24 protein-coding genes and 1 pseudogene are annotated in these 22,301 nt (G+C 68.1%); 18 read left to right on the top strand and 7 right to left on the bottom strand.

The annotated features are described in order from the left end of the window. The 3 genes and pseudogenes from ABB33_RS18735 to ABB33_RS00435 form a co-directional block, all read left to right on the top strand. Positions 1–371, top strand: a pseudogene (locus ABB33_RS18735) (hypothetical protein); the annotation flags it as partial. 94 nt (positions 372–465) lie between these two features. Continuing rightward, positions 466–1,026 carry a PH domain-containing protein gene (locus ABB33_RS00440; protein WP_056930769.1) on the top strand — a complete coding sequence of 187 codons (561 nt, stop codon included), beginning with the start codon at positions 466–468 and terminating at the stop codon, positions 1,024–1,026. Positions 1,027–1,138: 112 nt separating this feature from the next. Further along, positions 1,139–1,939: a M15 family metallopeptidase gene (locus tag ABB33_RS00435; protein WP_056930773.1), complete on the top strand. Its 801-nt coding sequence runs from the start codon at positions 1,139–1,141 to the stop codon at positions 1,937–1,939. Positions 1,940–2,014: 75 nt separating this feature from the next. Here the strand turns inward: ABB33_RS00435 and ABB33_RS00430 are convergent, their stop codons facing one another. From ABB33_RS00430 to ABB33_RS00410, 5 genes are all read right to left on the bottom strand, one after another. Then, complete coding sequence (locus ABB33_RS00430) at positions 2,015–2,689, bottom strand: DNA-3-methyladenine glycosylase family protein (RefSeq protein WP_056930768.1); 675 nt, start codon at positions 2,687–2,689, stop codon at positions 2,015–2,017. A gap of 5 nt (positions 2,690–2,694) precedes the next feature. Further along, positions 2,695–3,066, bottom strand: coding sequence for a DUF423 domain-containing protein (locus ABB33_RS00425; RefSeq protein ID WP_056930772.1), 372 nt, complete (start codon positions 3,064–3,066; stop codon positions 2,695–2,697). 172 nt (positions 3,067–3,238) lie between these two features. Continuing rightward, positions 3,239–4,372 (bottom strand): polyketide cyclase, encoded by a 1,134-nt coding sequence (locus ABB33_RS00420; protein ID WP_056930767.1) that lies wholly within the window; start codon positions 4,370–4,372, stop codon positions 3,239–3,241. A gap of 343 nt (positions 4,373–4,715) precedes the next feature. Then, positions 4,716–5,357 carry a response regulator gene (locus ABB33_RS00415; protein ID WP_054666964.1) on the bottom strand — a complete coding sequence of 214 codons (642 nt, stop codon included), beginning with the start codon at positions 5,355–5,357 and terminating at the stop codon, positions 4,716–4,718. Then, positions 5,357–6,556, bottom strand: a complete 1,200-nt coding sequence (locus tag ABB33_RS00410; RefSeq protein WP_054666966.1) for a sensor histidine kinase — start codon at positions 6,554–6,556, stop codon at positions 5,357–5,359. The genes ABB33_RS00415 and ABB33_RS00410 overlap by 1 nt, the downstream gene beginning before the upstream one ends. 148 nt (positions 6,557–6,704) lie before the next feature. Here ABB33_RS00410 and ABB33_RS00405 point away from each other — a divergent pair, with 148 nt between their 5' ends. Genes ABB33_RS00405 through ABB33_RS00385 form a run of 5 tightly spaced genes read left to right on the top strand, consistent with a single transcriptional unit; the run spans position 6,705 to position 9,702 of the window. Next, complete coding sequence (locus tag ABB33_RS00405; RefSeq protein ID WP_054666968.1) at positions 6,705–7,295, top strand: GNAT family N-acetyltransferase; 591 nt, start codon at positions 6,705–6,707, stop codon at positions 7,293–7,295. Between the two features lies 1 nt (position 7,296). Then, positions 7,297–8,064, top strand: coding sequence for a septum site-determining protein MinC (gene minC / locus ABB33_RS00400; RefSeq protein WP_054666970.1), 768 nt, complete (start codon positions 7,297–7,299; stop codon positions 8,062–8,064). 36 nt (positions 8,065–8,100) lie between these two features. Further along, entirely contained in the window at positions 8,101–8,910 is an 810-nt protein-coding gene (gene minD, locus ABB33_RS00395) for a septum site-determining protein MinD (RefSeq protein ID WP_056930766.1), read from the top strand. A gap of 2 nt (positions 8,911–8,912) precedes the next feature. After that, positions 8,913–9,170: a cell division topological specificity factor MinE gene (minE, locus tag ABB33_RS00390; protein ID WP_054666973.1), complete on the top strand. Its 258-nt coding sequence runs from the start codon at positions 8,913–8,915 to the stop codon at positions 9,168–9,170. Between the two features lie 46 nt (positions 9,171–9,216). Continuing rightward, on the top strand, positions 9,217–9,702 hold the full coding sequence (locus tag ABB33_RS00385; RefSeq protein WP_056930765.1) for a hypothetical protein: 486 nt from the start codon (positions 9,217–9,219) through the stop codon (positions 9,700–9,702). A 91-nt stretch (positions 9,703–9,793) separates the two neighbouring features. On the opposite strand, the gene ABB33_RS00380 is transcribed toward ABB33_RS00385, so the two are convergent. After that, the gene (locus ABB33_RS00380) at positions 9,794–11,071 is read right to left on the bottom strand and encodes a sensor histidine kinase (RefSeq protein WP_054666977.1); all 1,278 of its coding nucleotides are present in this window, start codon (positions 11,069–11,071) and stop codon (positions 9,794–9,796) included. After that, the gene (locus ABB33_RS00375; RefSeq protein WP_054666978.1) at positions 11,068–11,784 is read right to left on the bottom strand and encodes a response regulator transcription factor; all 717 of its coding nucleotides are present in this window, start codon (positions 11,782–11,784) and stop codon (positions 11,068–11,070) included. Before ABB33_RS00375 ends, ABB33_RS00380 begins: the two co-directional genes overlap by 4 nt. A gap of 241 nt (positions 11,785–12,025) precedes the next feature. Between ABB33_RS00375 and ABB33_RS00370 the strand changes: the two genes are divergently transcribed. The 10 genes from ABB33_RS00370 to ABB33_RS00335 all read left to right on the top strand — a co-directional run bounded on the left by ABB33_RS00370 (position 12,026) and on the right by ABB33_RS00335 (position 22,269). Beyond that, on the top strand, positions 12,026–13,699 hold the full coding sequence (locus tag ABB33_RS00370) for an ArnT family glycosyltransferase (protein ID WP_425513304.1): 1,674 nt from the start codon (positions 12,026–12,028) through the stop codon (positions 13,697–13,699). A gap of 102 nt (positions 13,700–13,801) precedes the next feature. After that, positions 13,802–14,569 (top strand): phosphatase PAP2 family protein, encoded by a 768-nt coding sequence (locus ABB33_RS00365; RefSeq protein ID WP_082594916.1) that lies wholly within the window; start codon positions 13,802–13,804, stop codon positions 14,567–14,569. Beyond that, positions 14,566–16,221 carry a phosphoethanolamine transferase gene (locus ABB33_RS00360; RefSeq protein ID WP_056930764.1) on the top strand — a complete coding sequence of 552 codons (1,656 nt, stop codon included), beginning with the start codon at positions 14,566–14,568 and terminating at the stop codon, positions 16,219–16,221. The genes ABB33_RS00365 and ABB33_RS00360 overlap by 4 nt, the downstream gene beginning before the upstream one ends. An 85-nt stretch (positions 16,222–16,306) precedes the next feature. Then, positions 16,307–16,741 (top strand): EamA family transporter, encoded by a 435-nt coding sequence (locus ABB33_RS00355; RefSeq protein ID WP_054666983.1) that lies wholly within the window; start codon positions 16,307–16,309, stop codon positions 16,739–16,741. Between the two features lie 67 nt (positions 16,742–16,808). After that, complete coding sequence (locus ABB33_RS00350) at positions 16,809–18,806, top strand: M2 family metallopeptidase (protein WP_056930763.1); 1,998 nt, start codon at positions 16,809–16,811, stop codon at positions 18,804–18,806. A 181-nt stretch (positions 18,807–18,987) separates the two neighbouring features. Further along, entirely contained in the window at positions 18,988–19,320 is a 333-nt protein-coding gene (locus ABB33_RS00345; RefSeq protein ID WP_056930762.1) for a hypothetical protein, read from the top strand. Between the two features lie 496 nt (positions 19,321–19,816). Next, positions 19,817–20,194 (top strand): hypothetical protein, encoded by a 378-nt coding sequence (locus ABB33_RS18340; RefSeq protein WP_152984900.1) that lies wholly within the window; start codon positions 19,817–19,819, stop codon positions 20,192–20,194. A 30-nt stretch (positions 20,195–20,224) separates the two neighbouring features. Next, positions 20,225–20,689, top strand: coding sequence for an RDD family protein (locus tag ABB33_RS17975; protein WP_082594915.1), 465 nt, complete (start codon positions 20,225–20,227; stop codon positions 20,687–20,689). A gap of 94 nt (positions 20,690–20,783) precedes the next feature. Beyond that, the gene (locus ABB33_RS00340) at positions 20,784–21,548 is read left to right on the top strand and encodes an SAM-dependent methyltransferase (RefSeq protein ID WP_056930761.1); all 765 of its coding nucleotides are present in this window, start codon (positions 20,784–20,786) and stop codon (positions 21,546–21,548) included. 235 nt (positions 21,549–21,783) lie between these two features. Further along, positions 21,784–22,269 carry a hypothetical protein gene (locus tag ABB33_RS00335; protein ID WP_211260850.1) on the top strand — a complete coding sequence of 162 codons (486 nt, stop codon included), beginning with the start codon at positions 21,784–21,786 and terminating at the stop codon, positions 22,267–22,269. Positions 22,270–22,301: the final 32 nt, after the last annotated feature.

The raw sequence follows: 22,301 nt of genomic DNA, 5'->3' as shown, positions 1-22,301 counted from the left end.
AGGCGCACCTGGACGCCCTGGACGCGGCCATCGCCAAGGTCCGCCACGATCCGGCGGCGAAGCTGCTGGAGCTGCCCGGCCACTATTGGCAGCAGCTTGAACGCATCGACCCGGTGGCCGATGCGCGCGACAGCAAACTCCCGGTGCTGTTGCTGCAGGGCGGCCGCGACTTCCAGGTGGTCGATGCCGACTGGCAGCGCTGGAAACAGGGACTGCAGGGGCCGCGCTACCGTTTCCACATCTACCCCGCGCTCAACCACCTGGGCATCGCCGGCGAAGGCAAGGGCACGCTGGACGAATACGGCAAACCGGGCCATGTCGACACCGCGCTGATCGAGGACATCGCCCGCTGGGTGGATGCGCAGGGGTGAATCCGCGACATCCGGATACCACCGCCGTGCCGTGTGTGCCGGCACCGGTAATGCACGCCAACACGCCATGAACACCCAAGGAGGAACCCGGGCAATGGTCACCGCGACACACCCGCCGAAGGAGTACCCCGTCGCGCCGCAGAGCGGCATGCCGCTGCTGATCCTGTGGGCCATCCTGCTGGCGGCGACCGTGCTGCCGCTGGCCTTCATGATCGGCGACAAGGGCCTGGCGCAGCTGGCCAGTCCGCGCGCCTGGCTGGGCCCGGCGCTGCTGTCGCTGGCCGGCGTGGTGGTCAGCCTGGGCTACCTGCGCAAGCGCATCGCGCTCGATGCCGGCAACCTGGTGGTCCGCTCCACCTTCTATACCCGGACCGTGGCCATCGGCTCGCTGCAACTGGAGCGCGCGCGCATCGTCGACCTCGCCGAACACCGCGCGTTAAAGCCGGCGATCAAGACCAATGGCTACGGCCTGCCCGGTTTCCGTTCGGGCCATTACCGCATGGGCGACGGCAGCAAGGCGTTCTGCCTGATCACCGACCACAGCCGCGTGCTGGTGCTGCCACTGCGCGACGGCTCGCAGCTGCTGCTGTCGCCGGAGCAGCCGCGCGCCCTGCTCGATGCGCTGAAGCAGACGGCCGGCGACGCCGCGCCGTAGAGACCCGGCTTCCACGCCGCGCATGGCACCGCGTGCCCTGGGCGGCCGCGCGCCGGCGCGCGGCACCGGGCCGGCAATCGACAGGCCCGCGGCGATGCCCCAAGCTACCGCCATGCGTACCGCTCCACGCCTGTTGCTCAATACCCCCGATATCGAACTGTGGCCGGGCGGCCTGCTGCGCGCGCGCAGCAACCACGACGCGCGCCTGCTTTCGCGGGCACGCACGGTGCTGCGTCGCAAACGCGACGGGCGCTACCTGGCCGCGCTGCTCCCGGAAGGGCTGATGCCCATGGTCGAACGCCTGGCCCGCGAGCCGGGCATCGACGCGGCACTGCAGCGCCTTGAAACCGCACTGCCCCGCTGCGGCCCACCCGCGGAGACGCAGTTGCCGCTGGACCGGCTCGACGAACGCCTGCAGCGCCTCGGGCTCGACCACCGCTATGCCGCGGACAGCGGCCTGCCACGCGTCGCGGAACCGGCCTGCCTGCATTTCGCCGGGCTGGACCGCTACCGCCGGGCGCTGTGGTTGACCCGCGGCGCCGCTCGCGCCTGGCACAACCTGCGCGCCGCCGCCGCGGCCGATGGCATCGCGCTGGATGCGATTTCCGGCTATCGCAGCCACGATTACCAGTTGGGCATCTTCGAACGCAAACTCGCACGCGGCCAGCGCGTGGCGGAGATCCTCAGCGTCAATGCCGCGCCGGGCTACAGCGAGCACCATGGCGGCAATGCGCTGGACATCGGCACGCCCGGCGAGCCGCCGGCGGAAGAATCGTTCGAACGCACCGCGGCCTTCGCCTGGCTGCAGGCGCATGCCGGCGGTTTCGGCTTCCACATGAGCTACCCGCGCGGCAACCCGCACGGCATCGTCTACGAGCCCTGGCACTGGCGCTTCGGCGGCACGCCTGCCTGAGCCACGCGCCGGCCGCACCACACAGCGAGCCCTGGGGCTGATGCCTCGATCCAGCCCGGCGATCGCCGGGGCCGCTCACGTCTGCGAGCGCGGGGTCGTCGCGCCGCCGGCATCGGCCAGGTCGGCGATGCGCCACAGGTACAGGCTGGCCCAGGTGCGGTATGGCCCCCAGCACTGGCCCCGTGCCTGCAGCTCGCGCGGGGTGGGCAGCCGCTGGCTGCCATCCACCCGCTGCGCGCCCTTGCGGATGCCCAGGTCGTCCACCGGCAGGATGTCCGGCCGGCCGAGCCGGAACACCAGCATCATCTCCACCGTCCAGCGGCCGATGCCACGCACCGGCACCAGCGCCTCGACGATGGCGTCGTGGTGCATCCACGCCATCTGCCGCGTGGAAGGGATTTCCCCGGCCAGCTCGCGCCGCGCCAGGTCGCGCAGCGCCAGCGCCTTGTTGCCGGAAACGCCACAGGCGCGCAGCCCGGCGTCGTCGATCCGGGCAAGCGTCGCGGCATGCAGGCGCCTGCTGTCGATCGCCGCCTCCACCCGCCCGACGATGGTCGCGGCCGCCTTGCCGCTGAGCTGCTGGAACACGATGGCGCGCGCCAGCGCATCGACCGGGTCGAACGGACGCCGCCATCCCGGCGGCGCATCCAGCGGGCCGACGCGGTCGATCCAGCGGGCCAGGCGCCGGTCATGGCGCTGCAGGTGCGCCAGCGCCTGCTCCACGTCGAAGCCGCGCCGGTGCAGCGGCATCGGGCTCAGCGCCTCAACGCACTGAACGCCAGCAGCACCCAGCCGGCCATCAGCGCGGTACCGCCGGCCGGGGCCAGGCGCGTCGGCCACCAGCCCAGCGCCCCGCCGGCAACGCTGCCGGAGAACAGCAGCACACCCAGCAGCAGCACGTACAGCGCGGTGCGCCCGGCGGCATTCAACGACGCCGGGCCGAGTATCGCCAGCACGGCACCATGGCCGAAGGCATACAGCGCGGCGGTCTCCAGGTGGGATTGCGCCAGCGGGTCGCTCACCGCATGCGAAGCATAGGCGGACAGGCCCACCGCCAGTGCCGCCAGCAGCGCCCCGCAGAACGCCAGCGCCGAGGGTCTGCGCACCCTCCGTTCCAGTCCCAGCATCATCTTCCCCCGGTTGGTCGGCCACCACGGCGTGGCCATGAACATGCGGACGCCGATCGCATCGCCTGCCCGGGCCGGCGTCCGGTCGCCTCCAGGCAGCAGGCAACAAAAAACGCGCCGCTGTGGGCGGCGCGTTTTCTGTGCATCACTTCATTCTTCCGCGACGGGCCGGTTACTTGACCGACCAGTACACGTCGTAGGTGCCGTCGGTGGTGAAGGCCTTGTCCACGCCCCCCTTCCACGACTCGTACGGACGGTCGGTGACCTCGTAGCCGGCGGTGGTCGCCCACGCACGCAGCGCGTTGCGCGCCACGTCCAGGCCCGCCATGTGGCCGGTGTAGGAGGCGAACGCCGAGCGGCGGGCAGGCGCATGCACATAGCTGACCGGGTTGCCGGACGGGATCTTGACGTCGAGCTTGCCGTCGGCGGCAGCGACCACCGGAGCGGCCTCGGCCTTGTCGGCCTCGCCGTCCTTCTTGTCGCCGGCAGCGGCGGCGCCGCTCTTCTTGCGGACCGGCTGGGCCACGTCGAAGGCGTACTTCTCGGCGCCGAAGTCGGTGGTCACGATGCGCACCGGGCCGGCGGGCTCAAGGCCGTTGGCTTCCATCGCGCGCTTGATCCACTCCTGGTTGTCCAGGATCGACTTGCGGATGCTCTCGTTGCTGCGGTCGATGTTGCCGGCGTTGACCACCAGCAGGTCCTCGACCGGAACGTCCACCAGCTTCAGGTCGGTGAGCGGGGCTTCGGCGGCGCGGTAGTCGACGTTCGGCACCGAGGCCAGCATGTTGGCCATGCGCGACAGGCCCAGCTTCAGGTCGTCGCCGATGTGGCGGCTCACGTACAGGCCGGCATAGCGGCCGAACAGGTCGAAGCCGTAGTTGACCGAATAGTCCTGGGTGATCTTGACGTTGCGGTCGTTCTTGCCGGTCGGCTCCAGGGTGAAGGTGGTGACCTTGTCCTTGCCCTTGGTCTGGTCCTCGATGGCGATCACGACGCGCTTGTTCTGCTCGCTGTCGGTGATCTTCCAGCTACCCGAACCCAGCTCCTTGGAGGTGTACTCCATGCTGGCGCCCACGCCTGCGTCCGGACCGCTGTACTTCAGCTCGATGCCCTTGTCACGCAGCACCAGCGGGTTCCAGTCCTTGAAGCGGCGCAGGCGGTTGACCGTGTCGTACACGATCGTCATCTTGCGGTTGGTTTCGATGCTTTCGGAAATATGGCGCTCGCCCGGCAGGCACACGCCAATGATGACGAACAGGCCAGCCACGATCCCCAAGGCGATCAGGAACTCGATAATACGGGTCATTCAGGAGTCTCCGGGGCCGATCCCACGGCCGGGTTGATTGAAGCGAAGCCCCCATCCTATCAGGCTTTGCGCAGGTTGTTGACGGATTTGGCGCACCGGTTTCCGTGTCCGGTGCAGGCATGCGCGCCGAAGGCCGTAAAGGCTGCCGCCTTGCCGCCAATGCCATGCACGATGCCATGCGACGGCCAGGCTGGCGAGGGGTGCGACGCCGGTTATTTTCCCTCCACCGGCGGCCTCCGCACCAGTCGTTCCGTGAGATTCACTCGAAAGCAGGTTCCGCCATATCGGCCTCGCCGGCCACCGGACGCGTCCGTATGGCGCGGGCCCGCGGCAGGCTTCCCGCTCACACCAGCTGCAGTTCGAACGCCTTGAGCACCGCGCGGGTGCGGTCGCGCACGCCCAGCTTGCTCAATATGTTGGAGACGTGGTTCTTGATCGTGCCCTCGGCCACGCCCAGCGAATTGGCGATCTCCTTGTTGGAAAAGCCGCTGGCCATCAGCCGCAGGATCTCGGTCTCGCGGTCGGTCAGCGGATCGGGCCGGTCGAGGCTGACGAATTCATTGCGCATGTGCTCCAGCCCGGACAGCAGGCGCTGGGTCACCGCCGGCTGCACCAGCGAGCCGCCTTCGGCCACGGTGCGGATCGCACCGACCAGCTGCTCCAGGGTCACGTCCTTGAGCAGGTAGCCCTTGGCGCCGGCCTTGAGCCCGGCCAGCACCAGCTGGTCGTCGTCGAACGTGGTCAGGATGATCGCCGGCGGCAGCTGCCCCAGCCGCGACAGGGTCTGCAGCGCCTCCAGCCCGGACATCACCGGCATGCGCATGTCCATCAGCACCACGTCCGGCGCCACCTGCGGAATCATCTCCACGGCCTGGCGGCCGTCGGTGGCCTCGGCCACCACCTCGATGCCGTCGTCCAGCGCCAGCAGCGAACGGATGCCCTGCCGTACCAGGGTTTGGTCATCGACCAGACAGACGCGGATCATCAGTTCACTCCTTGCGGCCCGGAGGCCAGCATCATATGGGTTGCCACCGGCAGCGAGGCACGAAGGTGGAAGCCTTCGCCGCGCCGTGCCGACACGTCCAGTACGCCGCCATACTGCGCCAGGCGTTCGCGCATGCCGCGCAGCCCGTTGCCGGGCAGGATGTCCTCCACCTCGCCGCCGACCCCGTCGTCGCGGGCGTCGATAACGATCCGCCCGTGCTCGCGCTCGACCCGGATCCACAGGTTGCGGGCGCCGGCATGGCGCACCGCGTTGGTGATCACCTCCTGGGTGCAGCGCAGCAATACGTGCGCGCGCTCCGGGTCTTCCACGCTCAGCGGGTCGTCCATGTCCAGGTGGATCTCGAGCGAAGGCACCCGCTCGGCCAGTGGCCGCAGCGCCGCAGCCAGGTCGATCGCACCGCTCTCGCGCAGCTGGCTGACCGCTTCGCGCACGTCGGTGAGCAGCAGTTTGGCCAGGGTATGCGCCTGGCGCACGTGTTCCTGCGCCTGGCCCTCGGTGATGTGGCCGGCTACTTCAAGGTTCAGGCTCAGCGCGGTCAGGTGGTGGCCGAGCAGGTCGTGCAGTTCGCGCGAGATGCGGGTGCGCTCGTTGATCCGCGCACTCTCGGCCAGCAGCAGGCGGGTGGCGCGCAGTTCGGCATTGAGCCTGCGCTGCTCCTCGCGGGCCTGGGTCTGCTGCCGCGCCACCAGGCTGGTCACGAAGATGAACATCGAGAACCCGGCATACAACAGCGACTGCAGCAGCGCCTCGAACAGCGGCAGCCCCATGATCAGGTGGTAGACCGGCAGCACCGCCAGCTGGCTGAGCACCAGCCAGACCACCCCCACCCGCTTGCTCAGCAGCCACGGGATCACCCCGGCCGCGACCATCAGCAGGATGCTGCCCAGCCCGGTGACGCTCAGGTAGCTCACCGCCAGCCCCGACAGGGTAAGCACCAGCAGCGCCAGGCGGTCGTACCAGCTGGTGTGGCCACCGGCCGTCAGCCCGCGGGTCAGCCAGAAGTAGCACACGCCGAACGCCAGGTAGGCGGCCAGCAGCCAGGTGGCTTCGCCCAGGCTCGGCGGCAGCTCGCCTTCGGCCGGCGCGTACTGGGTGTAGAGCAGCGGCAGACTGACCAGGCCCCAGGTGAAGAGGCCGGCCAGGCGCAGGACGCGGGTATGGCTGAGATATCCCAACATGGGTGCATGGTAAGGAGAGCGGCGGCTTTGCGCCCTCCCACGGAAGTCATGCCCGGATGGCGCTCGCCCGGTCAGGCCGGCCATGCGATAATCGCCGGCCAGCCCCCACCCCTCACTCGGGGCCGACCGCTTCACCCACGGAGTCACAATGTCGATCGTCATCCGCGACGTGCGCGAGCACGAGCTCGATTCCGTCCTGGCACTGAACAACAACGCCGGCCTGGCCATCCTGCCGCTGGATGCCGCCAAGATCCGCCGCTTCTACGAGACCGCCGAGTATTTCCGCGTCGCCGAACGCGACGGCAACATGGCCGGTTTCCTGGTCGGCTACGGCAGCAACGCCGAGCACGACAGCAGCAACTTCGCCTGGTTCCAGCAGCGTTACCCCAGCTTCTTCTATATCGACCGCATCGTGGTCGCCAGCCGCCGCCGCGGTGGCGGTGTCGGCCGTGCGTTCTACGCAGACGCCCAGAGCTACGCCGAGCTGCGCTACCCGCAGATGGCATGCGAGGTGTTCCTGGACCACGGCGCCGACGCCGCCCTGCTGTTCCATGGCAGCTTCGGCTTCCGCGAGGTCGGGCAGAACACCATGCCGGCCGTGGACGTGCGTGCCAGCATGCTGCTCAAGGACCTGTGCAGCTACGAGTGGGTGAAGGAAACCTATGGCGACAACCTGCCCGACGTTCCGTGGGCGGGCCACACACGCCGGCCCGTGCAGCAGCGGCCGACGGGAACCTGAGATGGCAGTGAATCCGGATTACGAACAGGCAGGCGAACTGAAGATCGGGCAGGTGGGTATCGCCAACCTGCGCATCCGCACCCTCGACGTGGAGCGGCTGGTACAGGAAATGCGCGAGCGCGTGGCGCGCGCGCCCAAGCTGTTCGGGCGCGCGGCGGTCATCCTCGATTTCGGCGGCCTCAGCCGCGTCCCCGACCGTGCCAGCGCGCAGGCGCTGCTGGACGGGCTGCGCGATGCCGGCGTGCTGCCGGTGGCGCTGGCCTATGGCACCACGGAAGTCGAGCAGCTCTCGGTCCAGCTCGGGCTGCCGCTGCTGGCCAAGTTCCGCGCCCAGTACGAACGCGCCGATGCCGCCCCGCCGCCCGCGCCGACACCGGCGCCGGCCCCCGCCCCCGCACGCCGCGCGCCGGAACCGGCACCGGCACCAGCACCCGCCGCGCAACCCGGACGCATGCAATTGGGCGCGGTGCGCTCGGGCCAGCAGCTGTATGCCGAGAACTGCGACCTGACCGTACTCTCAACGGTGGGTGCGGGTGCCGAGGTGATCGCCGACGGCAGCATCCACATCTACGGTACGCTGCGTGGCCGCGCCCTGGCCGGCGCGCAGGGCAATACCGGCGCCCGCATCTTCTGCCGCGACTTCCACGCTGAACTGGTCGCGATTGCGGGACGATACAAGGTGCTGGACGATATTCCCGACAACCTGCGCGGCAAGGCCGTGCAGGTCTGGCTGGAGCAGGACCAGATCATGATCGCTGCGCTGGATTGACGCGCAGCCCACCACGGAACATTCAGGAGAAATCCTTTGGCTGAAATCATCGTAGTCACCTCCGGCAAGGGCGGCGTCGGCAAGACCACCTCCAGCGCCAGCATCGCGTGCGGCCTGGCCCGGCGCGGCAAGAAGGTCGCCGTCATCGACTTCGACGTCGGCCGGCGCAACCTGGACCTGATCATGGGCTGCGAGCGCCGGGTGGTGTACGACTTCGTCAACGTCGTCCACGGCGAGGCCACGCTCAAGCAGGCCCTGATCAAGGACAAGCGCTTCGACAACCTGTACGTGCTGGCCGCCTCGCAGACCCGCGACAAGGACGCGCTGAACAAGGAAGGCGTCGAGAAGGTGCTCAAGGACCTGGCCGCCGACGGCTTCGACTTCATCATCTGCGACTCGCCGGCCGGCATCGAGAAGGGCGCGTTCCTGGCGATGTACTTCGCCGACCGCGCCGTGGTGGTGGTCAACCCGGAAGTGTCCTCGGTGCGTGACTCGGACCGCATCATCGGCCTGCTCGACTCCAAGACCGCCAACGCCGAGGCCGGCAAGAACGTGCCCGCGTTCCTGCTGCTGACCCGCTACAGCCCGGTGCGCGTGGAAAGCGGCGAGATGCTCAGCATCGGCGACGTGGAGGAAGTGCTGGGGCTCAAGGCCATCGGCGTGATCCCCGAGTCCGGCGACGTGCTCAACGCCTCCAACAAGGGCGAGCCGGTGATCCTGGACACCGAATCCATGGCCGGCCAGGCCTATGAGGACGCGGTCGGCCGCATCCTCGGCGAGGAGCGCCCGATGCGCTTCATTTCCGTGGAGAAGAAAGGCTTCTTCAGCAAGCTGTTCGGAGGGTGACGATGGGACTTTTCGACATCTTCAAGGCAAAGAAGAGCACGGCCGAAACCGCCAAGAACCGCCTGCAGATCATCATTGCCCAGGAACGCAGCACCCGCGGCGGCCCGGACTACCTGCCGCTGCTTCAGCGCGAACTGCTCGAGGTGATCAAGAAGTACGTCAACATCGACGCCGACGCGGTCAAGGTCGACCTGGTCAAGGACGGCGAGCACGACGTGCTCGACATTTCCGTGGCCCTGCCCGAAGGCCCGCAGGACTGACTGCGACGACCGGGGCCGGCCGACGGCCCCGGCACCTTCCATAGCGATGCCGACTTCGCCCGCCACCGCGCCCGCCGCCGTCCTGTGCGTGGGCGATATCGCCTGGGACGCCAGCGCCGCCCTGCTGGCGCGCCACGGCCTGCGCCTGAACCGGGTCGGGGACGGGCAGCAGATTCCCGGCAGCTACTGGGGCGAACCCGAAGCCGGCATCATCGCCAGCGACGTCTACGTGCGCGCCGACACCCCGGTGCACTCGATGCTGCACGAAGCCTGCCACCTGATCGTACTGCCACCGGAGCGGCGCGCCCTGGTGCATACCGACGCCACCGATTCGGTGCCCGAGGAAGACGCCACCTGCTACCTGCAGATCGTGCTCGCCGGGCAGCTGCCCGGGGTCGGCAGCGCGCGGCTGATGGCCGACATGGATGCCTGGGGCTACACCTACCGGCTGGGTTCCACCCGCGCCTGGTTCGAGCACGACGCCGACGACGCCAGGCGATGGCTGGCCGAGCGCGGCCTGCTGCCGGCATGAGCCGGCGGCGCCTGCCGCCCGGCCCGAACGCCTTCACGGCACGCTGAGCACGCCTGGCCGCAGAGAGGCATGCCGGCGCCGGCACGACGCGCTACGGCAGCGACGCGCCCATGTCCAGGGTGACCCGGGTGCCGCGCTGCGGGCCGGAATGGATGTCCAGTTTCCAGCCCAGGTGCTCGCACAGGCGACCGATCAGGTCCAGGCCGATGCCGGTGCGCATGTTGCGCTCGCCGCGCGCGGTCTTGGCATAGGCCACGGCCACTTCCTCCGGGCTCATGCCATGCCCGGGGTCCTCGATGGTCACCACCGCCTGCGGCGTCAGCCACAGGCGGATCACCCCGCGGTCGCTGTTTTCCATTGCGTTGCGCAGCAGGTTGCCGACCGCGGCCTGCACCACGCCCACCGGCGCCACGATCGTGCACGGCGCCACGTCCACCACCTCGACCGACAACTCCTTGCCGCTGGCCAGGTACGCATGGTCGGCCACGATCTCCGGCAACAGCTGCTCCAGCGCCAGCGGTTCGCTCAACGCCGCCAGCCGCGCCGGCTCGCGCGCCAGCACCAGCATCAGCTGGATCAACTGTTCCATGCTGGACGCGGTGCTGCACACCCGCAGCAACTGCTGGCGCGCGCGCGGCGGCAGGCCGGGCTGCTCCAGCGCCAGCTCGGCCGCGCCGGTGATCACCGCGATCGGCGTGCGCAGTTCGTGGCTGGCGGTACTGATGAAGGCCCGTTCGCGCTCGACGAAACGCTCGTTGCGCTCCAGGTAGTCGTTCACCGAGTCGGCGATCACCTCCATCTCGGCGCTGCCGCGGGCGGTGACCTGCACCCGCTGGCCGCTGCGCTCGGGCTGCAGCCCGGCGATGTCGGCGGCCAGCCCGGCCAGCGGCCGCACCAGGCGGTTCATGCCGACCCACGCCATCAACAGGGTGACGACCACCATCGCGATGCCGGCCAGCACCGCCCAGCGGGTGATGAAATGCTCCAGCTCTGCGAAATCGGTGATGTCCAGCACCAGCATCGTGCGCCCGAAATCGCTGGTGTGGCGCACCATCACCGCGCTGCGGTGGCCTTCCAGCCGGACGCCGTCGTGCAGGCCCGGCTTCAGGTGCGCCAGCATGTCCGGGATGCCGTGGGCATCGTGGTCGCTGAAGAAATGCAGGGTGTCGGAGTCCTGCCAGCGGTAGTCCGGGTCGGTGCGCTTGCTGGCGATGACGCTGTCCAGCTCGGAGTTGAGCAGCGCGCGCCACACCGAGTGTTCGGCGCGCTCGTGCACGTAGTTGGCGGCGCTGAAAACCACCAGGGTCAACAGCGCCAGGTAGCTTGCCAGCCAGACCAGCAGCTTGCGCCGCAGGGTACGCCGCTTCATCGCTCGCCGTTCCCGGGTGCACCGGCCAGGGGCGACGCATCCGGCGCGCACAGGCGGTAACCGACCCGCGGCAGGGTATGCAGCAGCTTGTCCTGGAACGGCCCGTCGACGCTGCGGCGCAGTTCGTAGATATGCGAGCGGAGCATGTCGCCGTCGGGCGGCTCGTCGCCCCACAACGCGTACTCCAGCTGGTCGCGCGGCACCGCCGCCGGGCTGGCGCGCATCAGCACTTCCAGCAGCTTGCGGCAGGCCGGGTACAGGTGCAGCAGCTGGCCGCCGCGCTGCACTTCCAGCGTGGCCAGGTCCAGGCGCAGGTCGTGCACCTCCAGCACCTTGCGCGGGTTGCGGCCGCGCAGGCGCGCCAGCACCGCGTCCAGCCGCACTTCCAGTTCGGGCAGAGCGAAGGGCTTGGTCAGGTAGTCGTCGGCGCCGGCGCGGAAGCCGGCGATCTTGTCCGGCAGCTCGTCGCGCGCGGTGAGCATGATCACCGGCACCTCGGAACGGTGCTCCTCGCGCAGGCGCCGCAGCACTTCCGGCCCCTCCATGCGCGGCAGCATCCAGTCCAGCAGGATCGCGTCGTAGGCCTGGGTGGCGGCCAGGTGCAGCCCGGTGATGCCATCGGGCGCGACATCGAGCACATGCCCACGCGCCTCGAAATAGTCGAAAAGATTGGCGATCAGGTTGCGATTGTCTTCGATGACCAGCAGCCGCATGTGCAGAACCCTTGGAAGAACGCTTCGCCGGTGGACACGCGCCGGACCCATCGATGGGCGCCGGCGGGACGGCAGTACCCGCCCATCGTAGCCCCAGCGCTGGTCGGAGCGATGTCGAAACAGGTCACAATGCGCCCTACGACGCGCTTCCCACGCCGGCCGCGCGATCCTCTCCATCCACTCTCCAGACGAGCCCAGCGTGCGCCCGACCCGCCTACGATCCTCCGCCCCCTGGTTGCTGTTGCTGGCCCTGGTCGTGGCCAGCCTTATGGCCGGGCTCGGCATGCGCGAGCCCTCTCCGCCCGACGAGCCGCGCTTCGTGCTGGCCGCGCGGCAGATGGTGGAGACCGGGCAATGGCTGCTGCCGCACCGCGGCAGCGAGCTGTACGCCGAGAAGCCGCCAACCTTCATGTGGATCCAGGCCGCCACCTACAAGGTGCTGGGCAACTGGAACATCGCCTTCCTGCTGCCGTCGCTGCTGGCCGCGCTGCTGACCCTGTGGCTGACCTGGGATTTGTCGCGGCGGCTCTGGAACCGGCGCGTGGCGCGCTACGCGGTGCTCGGGCTGTTCGTATGCATCCAGTTCGGGCTGATGGCCAAGCGCGCGCAGATCGACATGGTGCTGGTGGGCATGACCACGCTGTCGCTGTGGGCGCTGCTGCGGCACATGCTGCTGGGGCCCAACTGGAAACTGCTGGCGCTGGGCGCCTTCGCCGCCGGGGTGGGCACGGTGACCAAGGGCGTGGGCTTCCTGCCGCTGCTGGCGCTGCTGCCCTGGGCCATCTGGCGCTGGCGCCATCCGGGTGCGGCCGGCGCCGGGCGCGGCTGGGGCTGGTGGCTGGTCCTGCCGCTGTTCATCGCCGGCACCTGCGTGTGGCTGGCGCCACTGGGCATCGCCCTGCTGCGCAACCCCGACCCGGGCCTGCAGTCCTATGCGCAGGAGCTACTGTTCAAGCAGACCGGCACCCGCTACGCCAATGCCTGGCACCACCACCAGCCGGCCTGGTACTACCTGCAGGTGATCGCCACGCTGTGGCTGCCGGGCAGCCTGCTGCTGCCGTGGCTGGTGCCGGCCTGGTGGCGGCGCCTGCGCCGGGCCGACCCGCGCTACGTCGTGCTGCTGGGCTGGGCCGTACTGGTGCTGCTGTTCTTCAGCGCCAGCCCCGGCAAGCGCGAGGTCTACATCCTGCCGATGCTGCCGGCGCTGGCGGTTGCGGCCGCGCCGCTGCTGGCCGGCCTGTTGCGGCGCACCGGCGTGCGCTGGGCGTTGCTGCTGTACGTGGCGCTGCTGGCGGTGGCGATGCTGGCGGTCGGCTACGACGCACTGCAGCACGGCGACGGCTGGGCACAGCGCAGCGCGGCCAAGCGCGCGATCGATCCCTCGGTGGTACCACGGGTCGGCGCCTGGCTGGTGGGCTTCGGTGTCGCCGCGCTGGCGCTGGTGGCGGCGCTGCGCCTGCGCCGCGCCGGACTGGCGGCGGTACTGGCCACGGTGCTGCTGTGGGCGATGTACGGGCTGGGGCTGATGCCGGCGCTGGACCCCTACAGTTCGGCCTCGGGGGTCATGGACAAGGTGCGCCAGCGCATCGGCGACGGCGAACTGGGCATGGTCGCCTGGCGCGAGCAGAACCTGCTGCAGACCCACCCGCAGGCGATGGATTTCGGCTTCAAGCGCCCCTGGCCCGAGCAGTGGGAGATGGCCGGGCAATGGGTGGCCGCCGCTCCGGAGCGACGCTGGCTGTTCGTCCTCAAGCAGGCGATGACCCCCTGCGCCGACCCGGCACGGGTGATCGATATCGGCAGCGCCAACCGCAACCAGTGGCAGCTGCTGCCGGGCACCGCGCTGGACACGGCCTGCGTGGCCACCACCCACGGCCAGGTCGCCGGCACGCCGGACGAGGACAACGAGGACTGAAGCCGGCGGGGGCGTTAACGCCCCGCCAACGCGCCTCCGACCAGTCTCCGACATGGCGGCAACCACCATGCCGCCATTCATCGTCGATGGCGTACAGCTCCCGTGCCTGCCGCTCCCTCCTCGCCGCCTCCTTGCGCCCTGCCCGCCCCCGGGCTCGCAGCCACCCGGCGCGGCTTCCTCGGCCGCCACCTGCTGATTCCCCTGCTGCTCGCGGTGGCCGCCAGCGTGGTGCTGATGGCCGGCAACGGCGACCAGTGGCTGGCCGACCAGATCTACCGCTGGGAAGGCAGCCGTTGGGCCTTCAAGGACGCCTGGTGGACCACCCATGTCATCCATCGCGGCGGCAAGAACCTGAGCACCCTGGCCGGCGTGCTGGTGATGCTGGCGCTGCTGCGGGCCTGCCTGGACGCCCGCTGGAAGGCGCTGCGCCGGCCGCTGCTGTACCTGCTGCTGGCGGTGGGCCTGTCCACCGGTCTGGTCGCCCTGCTCAAGTCCATGACCCAGATGGACTGCCCCTGGGACCTGCAGCGCTACGGCGGGTTGCGCCCGTTCATCGGCCTGTTCGAAGCGCGCCCGGAGCTGCTCGGCCGCGCCGCCTGCTTCCCCGCCGGCCATGCCAGCGCCGGCTACGGCTGGGTGGCGCTGTATTTCTTCGCCCTGCAGGTGCGCCCACGCTGGCGCTGGGTGGCACTGGCCACGGCCGTGGCCACCGGGCTGGCGTTCGGCTTTTCCCAGCAGCTGCGCGGCGCGCACTTTCTCTCGCATGATGTGTGGTCGCTGGCGGTCAGCTGGACCGTGGCGGTACTGCTCTACCTGTTGATGTTCCCACCGGCCACGGCCTCCACGCTCAAGGAAGAACCCCACGCATGAGCACCGCTTCCCCGCATCTGCCCGCATCGACCAGCGCATCGGCACGGCTGCGCCGCTGGCGCCCGGAAATCTCCACCGAAGCACTGATCCTGCTGGCCAGCGCGTTCTTCGCCCTGGTCTGCAACGGCCTGTTCTGGCGCAACGCCATGGCCACCAACCCCGGCAGCGTGCTGTTCGCGCTGTCGCTGTTCGCGCTGCTGATGGGCGCGCATGCACTGCTGCTCGGCCTGCTGGTGTGGCGCTGGAACGCCAAGGTGCTGCTGACGGTCCTGTTCGTCACCACCGCGTTCGCCACGCACTACATGAACAGCTTCAACGTCTACCTGGACGCGGACATGCTGCGCAACGTGCTGGCCACCGACCACAAGGAATCGAGCGAGCTGATGACGCCCGCCCTGCTCCTGCCGCTGCTGGTCTACGCGCTGGTGCCCTGCGTGCTGCTGTGGCGCCTGCGCCTGCGCCGGCGCAGCTGGGGTCGCGCCCTGCTGTGGCGGCTGCTGTTCCTGGTGGGCGTGGTGGTGGTGTCCGGTGCCGGTACGCTGGCCTCGTTCCAGAACGTGTCGGCGCTGATGCGCAACCATCGCGAAGTCCGTTACCTGGCCACGCCGGCCAACTACCTGATCGCACTGAAGCAGAACCTGATCAGCTCCAACCCGATCAAGAACAAGCCAAAGCTGCCGCTCGGCACCGATGCCAAGGCCACGCCGCGCGCGGCCGACAGCAAGCCGCGCCTGCTGGTGCTGGTGGTCGGCGAGACCGTGCGCGCGCAGAACTGGGGCCTGAACGGTTACGCCCGCCAGACCACGCCGGAGCTGGCCAAGGTCGGGGTGATCAACTTCCCCGACATGCATGCCTGCGGCACCAGCACCGAGGTATCGCTGCCGTGCATGTTCTCGCCGTTCGGCCGCCACGACTACGACGCCAAGAAGATCCGTGCCCACCAGTCGCTGCTGCACGTGCTCGAACACGCCGGCATCCCCACACTGTGGCGCGACAACCAGTCCGGCTGCAAGGGCGTGTGCGAGGGCCTGGAGATCCAGCGCCTGGGCGACGCCACCAAGCCCGGCCTGTGCGCCGATGGCCGCTGCATGGACGAGATCCTGCTCGACGACCTTGCCGCCCAGGTGCGCGCCAAGCCGGGCGACCGCGTGGTCGTCCTGCACCAGCTGGGCAACCACGGCCCCAGCTACTTCCAGCGCTATCCGGCGCAGTTCCGCCAGTTCGTGCCGACCTGCGACACCCCGGACCTGGGCAAGTGCCGCCGCGGGCAGATCGTCAACAGCTACGACAACGCCATCCGCTACACCGACCACTTCCTGGCCCAGACCATCGCCGCACTGCGCGGCATGGACGACTACGACAGCGCCATGATCTACCTCTCCGACCACGGCGAGTCGCTGGGCGAAAAGGGCCTGTACCTGCACGGCATGCCGTACGCCATCGCACCGGACGAACAGACCCGGGTGCCGATGGTGATGTGGTTCTCCCCGCAGTTCGCGGCCAACCGCGGACTGGACCTGCAGTGCGTGCGCGAACGTGCGCGCCGCCGCGCCGACCATGACAACCTGTTCCCCTCGGTCCTGGGGCTGATGCAGGTCACCACCTCGGTATACGAGCGCGAGCGCGACGTGTTCGCCGGGTGCGAAGGCTAGCAACCGGTCCCGCCGCGGGAGCGACGCCCGTCGTTCCCGCGGCAAAGCGCCGCGGATCATCCAGCCGGCATTGCGAGAACCCGCCATGGCCACCTTTCCGCAATGGCTGCCCTGGGCCCTGCTGTCGGCGGCCTTCGCCGCGCTGACCGCGATCTTCGCCAAGCTCGGCCTGCAGCAGGTCGATGCCGACCTGGCGATGCTGCTGCGTACCATCGCCATCGTCGCCGTGCTGGGCCTGTTCGTGGCAGCCACCGGCAAGTGGAGCAACCCGCTTGCGCTGCCGGGCAGGACCCTGCTGTGGCTGCTGCTCTCGGCGCTGGCCACCGGCGCATCGTGGCTGTGCTACTTCCGCGCCCTGCAACGCGGCCCCGCCTCGCAGGTGGCGCCCGTGGACAAGCTCAGCGTGGTGCTGGTGGCGGTGTTCGCCTTCGCCTTCCTGCACGAGCGCCTGGCCTGGCGCGAATGGCTGGGGGTGGCGATGATCGGCGGCGGCGTGCTGCTGATGGCGCTCAGGCGCTGACCCACCCCCTTGCCCCGACCGCCGCGGCCCTCTAGCCTTCGCCGATCGAACACCATCGGGGAATCGCGTGAAACAACGTCATCTGCTGTTGGCCCTTGCCGTGAGCGCCAGCGTGCTGTCGCTGGCCGCCTGCAAGAAGGAAGCCGCCACCGACACCGCCGCGCCGGCGGCACAGGCCGCACCGGCCGAGAGCGCCGACCAGTTCGTCGCCCGGATCAACGCCGAGTTCAAGGCGATGTACCCGGAAATGACCTCGGCGCAGTGGCTGTCCTCCACCTACATCAACGACGATTCCGCGCGCGTGGCGGCCAAGGCCAACGAGCGCTGGCTGACCACGCTCAATGGCTGGATCGAACAGGCCGGCAAGTACGAAGGCCAGCCGATGAGCGAGGACACGAGGCGTGCCCTGCACCTGCTCAAGCTGATGACCGCCATGCCGGCCCCGCGCGACCCGGCCAAGCTGGCCGAGCTGGCCGCCATCGCCACCAAGCTGGAGGGCGACTACGGCGCCGGCACCTACTGCACCGGTGAAGGCGACCAGCAGAACTGCCGCCAGCTCGGCGAACTGGAACAGGTACTGGCGCGCTCGCACGACTACGACAAGCAGCTCGACGCCTGGCAGGGCTGGCACTCCACCGCCGTGGCCTCGCGCAAGCCGTACCAGCGCTTCGTCGAGCTGGTCAACGAAGGCGCGCGCGAGCTGGGCTACGCCGATGCCGGGCAGATGTGGCGCAGCGGCTACGACATGCCGGCCGAACGGGTCGGCCCGGAAACCGACCGCCTGTGGGAGCAGGTCAAGCCGCTGTACGAACAGCTGCACTGCTACACCCGCGCCAAGCTGGACAAGGAATACGGCAAGGACAAGGCCGAAGTCGGCGGCGGCCTGATCGCCGCGCACCTGACCGGCAACATGTGGCAGCAGGACTGGAGCAACCTGTGGGACCAGCTGCAGCCCTACCCCGGCGCCGGCAGCCTGGACATCACCGCCGCGCTCGAGAAGCAGCACCAGGGCAACCTGAGCGCGGCCCTGGCCAAGGCCGGCGCCAATGCTGACGTCGCCGCCCGCTTCAAGGCCCAGCGCGAGGCCGAACTGGCCACCGCCAGGCAGATGACCGAGCGTGCGCAGGACTTCTACGTGTCCTTGGGCATGCCCAAGCTGCCGCCGAGCTACTGGCAGAACACCCAGTTCATCAAGCCGCTGGACCGCAACGTGGTCTGCCACGCCAGCGCCTGGGACATGAACATGGGCGGCGACGGCAAGGACGTCGGCGCGGATGTGCGCACCAAGATGTGCATCACGCCCACCGAAGAGAACTTCACCACCATCTACCACGAGCTGGGCCACATCTATTACGACCTGGCCTACAACCCGCTGCCGCCGCTGTTCCAGGGCGGCGCCAACGACGGCTTCCACGAGGCCATCGGCGACACCATCGTGCTGACGATGACCCCGCAGTACCTGAACTCCATCGGCCTGGTCGACAAGCCGCAGGAAAGCCGCGAGGCCACCATCAACGCGCAGATGCGCATGGCCCTGAGCGGCGTGTCGTTCCTGCCGTTCGGGCTGATGATCGACCGCTGGCGCTGGGGCGTGTTCGACGGCTCGATCAAGCCAGAGCAGTACAACCAGAAGTGGTGGGAACTGAAGGCCCAGTACCAGGGCGTGGCCCCGGCCGGCGCACGCGGCGAGGAGTTCTTCGACGCCGGCGCCAAGTACCACGTGCCGGGCAACACCCCGTACCTGCGCTACTTCCTGGCGCGCATCCTGCAGTACCAGTTCTACAAGGGCCTGTGCGACGCCGCCGGTTACACCGGCCCGCTCAACCAGTGCACCTTCTATGGCAACAAGGAAGCCGGCCAGAAGTACTGGGCCATGCTCAGCAAGGGCGCCAGCCAGCCGTGGCAGGCCACGCTCAAGGAACTGACCGGCACCGACAAGCTCGATGCCGCACCGATGCTGGAGTACTTCGCCCCGCTGCAGGAATGGCTCAAGCAGCAGAACGAAGGCCAGATGTGCGGCTGGCAGGCCGGTCCCGCGCAGCCGGTGAAGCCGGCCGCGCCGTAACCCCGGTTCCGGTTCAGGCATCAACACGAAGGGCGCCGGCAAGGCGCCCTTCGTTCGCATCCCCATGCATGCAGCGCATGCCAACGCGACGCTCCCGCAGACGCCCATGACCGACTTACCCGCAAGCGGACCACCCGCCCTGCCCCGCGCCCAACCCGCGCCCGGGCCGTCCAGGGACACGGTGTGGCTGCTCACCGGCCTGATCGCCAGCGTGCTGGCCGCCGTGGCCATCACCGTGATCGGCATGGTGCTCTACCCGCAGTTCGCCGACACCTTCACCGCCTTCACCCTGCGCGGCACCGATCTGCCGCTGCCGACCCGGCTGGCCATGCGCTTCTACCCCGCCATCTGGCTCGCTCCGGCGCTGGCGCTCCTGATCCGGCTGTGCTGGCCGGGCAAGGCCAGCCGCGCGATCGCAGCGGGCGTATTCGGACTGCTCACCCTGTTCGCCGGCGTACCGCTGGTTCTCGTTTCAGCCTACCTGCCGATGATCCAGCTGATGTCGGCGTTGTAGGCACGTGCCGAGCCACCTGGCGCAGCCTGGGCCAGACACCGTCCGCATATGGACTCCTCCAGACCGGCAGCGCCGCATCGAAGGGCATGCAGTAGACCGAAGGGCGCCAATGGCGCCCTTCGTGCATTCCGCATCCCATGCTCCCGCCCTACAGCACGCATTGACGCTCCGCATCCGCCGTTACCCCTGCAGACCGCGGGGCGTAGTCGTTGCAGCGTGATGCTTGCGGCATAAACCCAGCACGGCATTTCCTGCGCCTTCCTTGCCCTTCCAAGCGTATGGAATAGAAGAAAAACCACAGATTGCGAGTGGTGGTGAAGTCGGCCATTATCCGCACTACGCCGCGCCCAGGCGGCCGAACAGGTGTCAGGTGCTTGTGGACATTTCCTCGCTCACCGATACAACGATAGAAGCGATTCACACCTTCGCTTGCAGTCCCGTTCGCCCCGCATGGGTAAACGCGCTCACGACGCCAATGGCAACGGCAATAGCCGTAATGCAGTTTTCCGATGGACGCGCGGCACGGGGCGCACCCTGCGAGGCAGAGCTGGATTCGGGCAAGCACCCATCGCTCGACCTTGAGGCCATGGAGTGCGATGCCACTGCCCTCCAATGGCAGGCGCCTAGTGGCAAGACCTACGTCATGCAGCGCATTCCCGCCGCCGCAGCCTTCGTCCCCTTTTCCATACAGTCTTTAACGGAGTCAGACCCACTTGGGGAGGACGCTGTGAGTGAGATCGTCTTTAGAGGCCGCAGCGGTTCAGGCGCTGTCTTCCGCCACATCATGCCGCCAATGACACTCGGCATAGCGCTGGCGCATCCTGGCCAGGCACCTGACAGTTCATTCAAGCCGACGCCGCTTCGCGCGGCTTGACTCAGGTGTCAGCTTGCTTTTGGAGCTTGCATGTCATCACAGAACAATCCCTATGCGCCGGGTGAATCAGTCGTTGGCACCGAGCGCATCGTCGGCGAAGCCGCCTCTGCTGGCCGCCGTTTTCTGACATTCATGGTCGACTTCCTCGTCGTCCGCTCAACCTTTTTTTTCGGCGAAGTCGCCTACGTGGTCGTCCATGGGCCGGAAGCATACGACGCAGCAACCAGCTCGGCCTGGTCATCTGTGGCATTTGTGCTTCTGTACGTCCTCTACTACCTCGCATTGGAGTCCATCTTCGGACGCACACTTGGAAAAGTGCTCTTGGGCACCAGGGTGGTGACCGAATCCGGCACCACACCGTCGTTATCTGCGGTCCTTGTTCGAACACTTTCCCGCCTGATACCCCTTGAGCCCGTATCTTTTACACTCGCCGACACCTGGTGGCATGACTCGCTCAGCAAGACAAAGGTGTTGCGCGTCCGACGAGCAAGCTAGCAGTCCATCCAGGCCGAAGCCGCCTCGTGGCTCGGCTTGATTCAAGCCGCTCACCTCTTACCCGATTTTTCGCAATCTTCAGGAAGTCTCCAACTTGGACATCCCGCGATTCTTCAACATCACGGAAAGTGCGCACCGAATCCACAATCCGTTCACGCCAGAAAAGTTCGCAACGCTTGGCGAGGCACTGCGCCTGAAGTCCGGAGACCGCGTACTTGATCTTGGTAGCGGTTCGGGCGAGATGCTATGCACCTGGGCACGCGACCACGGCATCGTCGGCACCGGCATCGACATGAGTTCGCTGTTCACCGCACACGCCAGACAGCGCGCCGAAGAACTCGGCGTCGCCCATCAGGTCAATTTCATCCACGGCGATGCAAGCGGCTACATCTCCGACGAGAAAGCTGACGTTGCGGCTTGTGTCGGCGCCACCTGGATTGGCGGAGGCGTCGCTGGAACCATCGAGCTTCTGGCCAGGAGCCTGCGTACCGGCGGAGTCATCCTGATTGGCGAGCCATACTGGCGGCAGTTGCCGCCAACGGAAGATATCGCCAGGAAATGTCTTGCCAACTCAATCTCCGACTTCCTCATTCTTCCGGAGCTTCTCGCATCCTTCGGCAAGCTTGGTTACGACGTCGTTGAGATGGTTCTGGCCAATCAGGATGGCTGGGACAGATACGAGGCCGCCAAGTGGCTTACGATGCGCCGATGGCTGGAGAAAAACCCCGACGATGAGTTGGCGGATGAGATCCGCTCCAAACTCAGCACAGAGCCTGGGCGCCACGCCGCCTACACGCGCGAATATCTGGGTTGGGGCGTGTTTGCACTCATGCCAGGAATCAGCCCCGGGAAGACCTGACAACTTGTTGAAGCAGATGCTGCCCCGCGGCGCAGCCCAATCCAGACGCCAGGGCTCATATGGAAAAGTTCGCCATCTCCGTTCCGTGGCTCACCACTGGCGCTTCCCGCCATCGTGTTCCTGCCATTCCGCCCTCGCTCCCGCCTACATGGCTTCTTCAGCGCCTTGATCGCCGTTGCAACGGGCTGCTCATTCAATCTGGCGTAGGCCATTGCGGCTCAGGCGATCCCTGCCAATGAAGCGCCGGACACCAATGGAGCAGCCCTCAACGGACAGCATCTTGGCGGACGATTGGAGCTGGGCCCTGGCCCGATCTGATCTGCGGCCAAGCCGTTCATTCACGCCGGCGCGCATGGAACGCGCCGGCATGGTTCACACATCAGGCTCCACAGGGGAAATCATGCGCAACTCACTAATCGTCCTGGCGTTGCTCTGCTCATCGTGCGCATCCACCGGCCCCGAGCGCACCTCGTCACATGCATCCATCGGCCAGGAGGGAACCTCCATCCAGACCGCCGTCCCCATCAAAGCCACGAACAGCGCGGAGGGGGTTGCCGCCGAGTATGCCTGGATTGCCCGGAAGCACCCCGGCTTCAAGCGGGAGAGCCAGTCACTCCTGCTGGAAGGTAAAAGGGCCTACGACCTGATCGAGATCACCACGGCCGATGGCAAGCGCATGGCCTACTACTTCGACGTCACATCCTTCTTCGGAAAATGGTGAGACACCTGCCGGCGCAGCCGGGCACCCCAGCC

Origin of the sequence: Stenotrophomonas acidaminiphila (genome assembly GCF_001431595.1) — a bacterium.
GTDB lineage: Bacteria > Pseudomonadota > Gammaproteobacteria > Xanthomonadales > Xanthomonadaceae > Stenotrophomonas > Stenotrophomonas acidaminiphila.
This window is presented reverse-complemented; position numbering and strand designations above follow the sequence as displayed.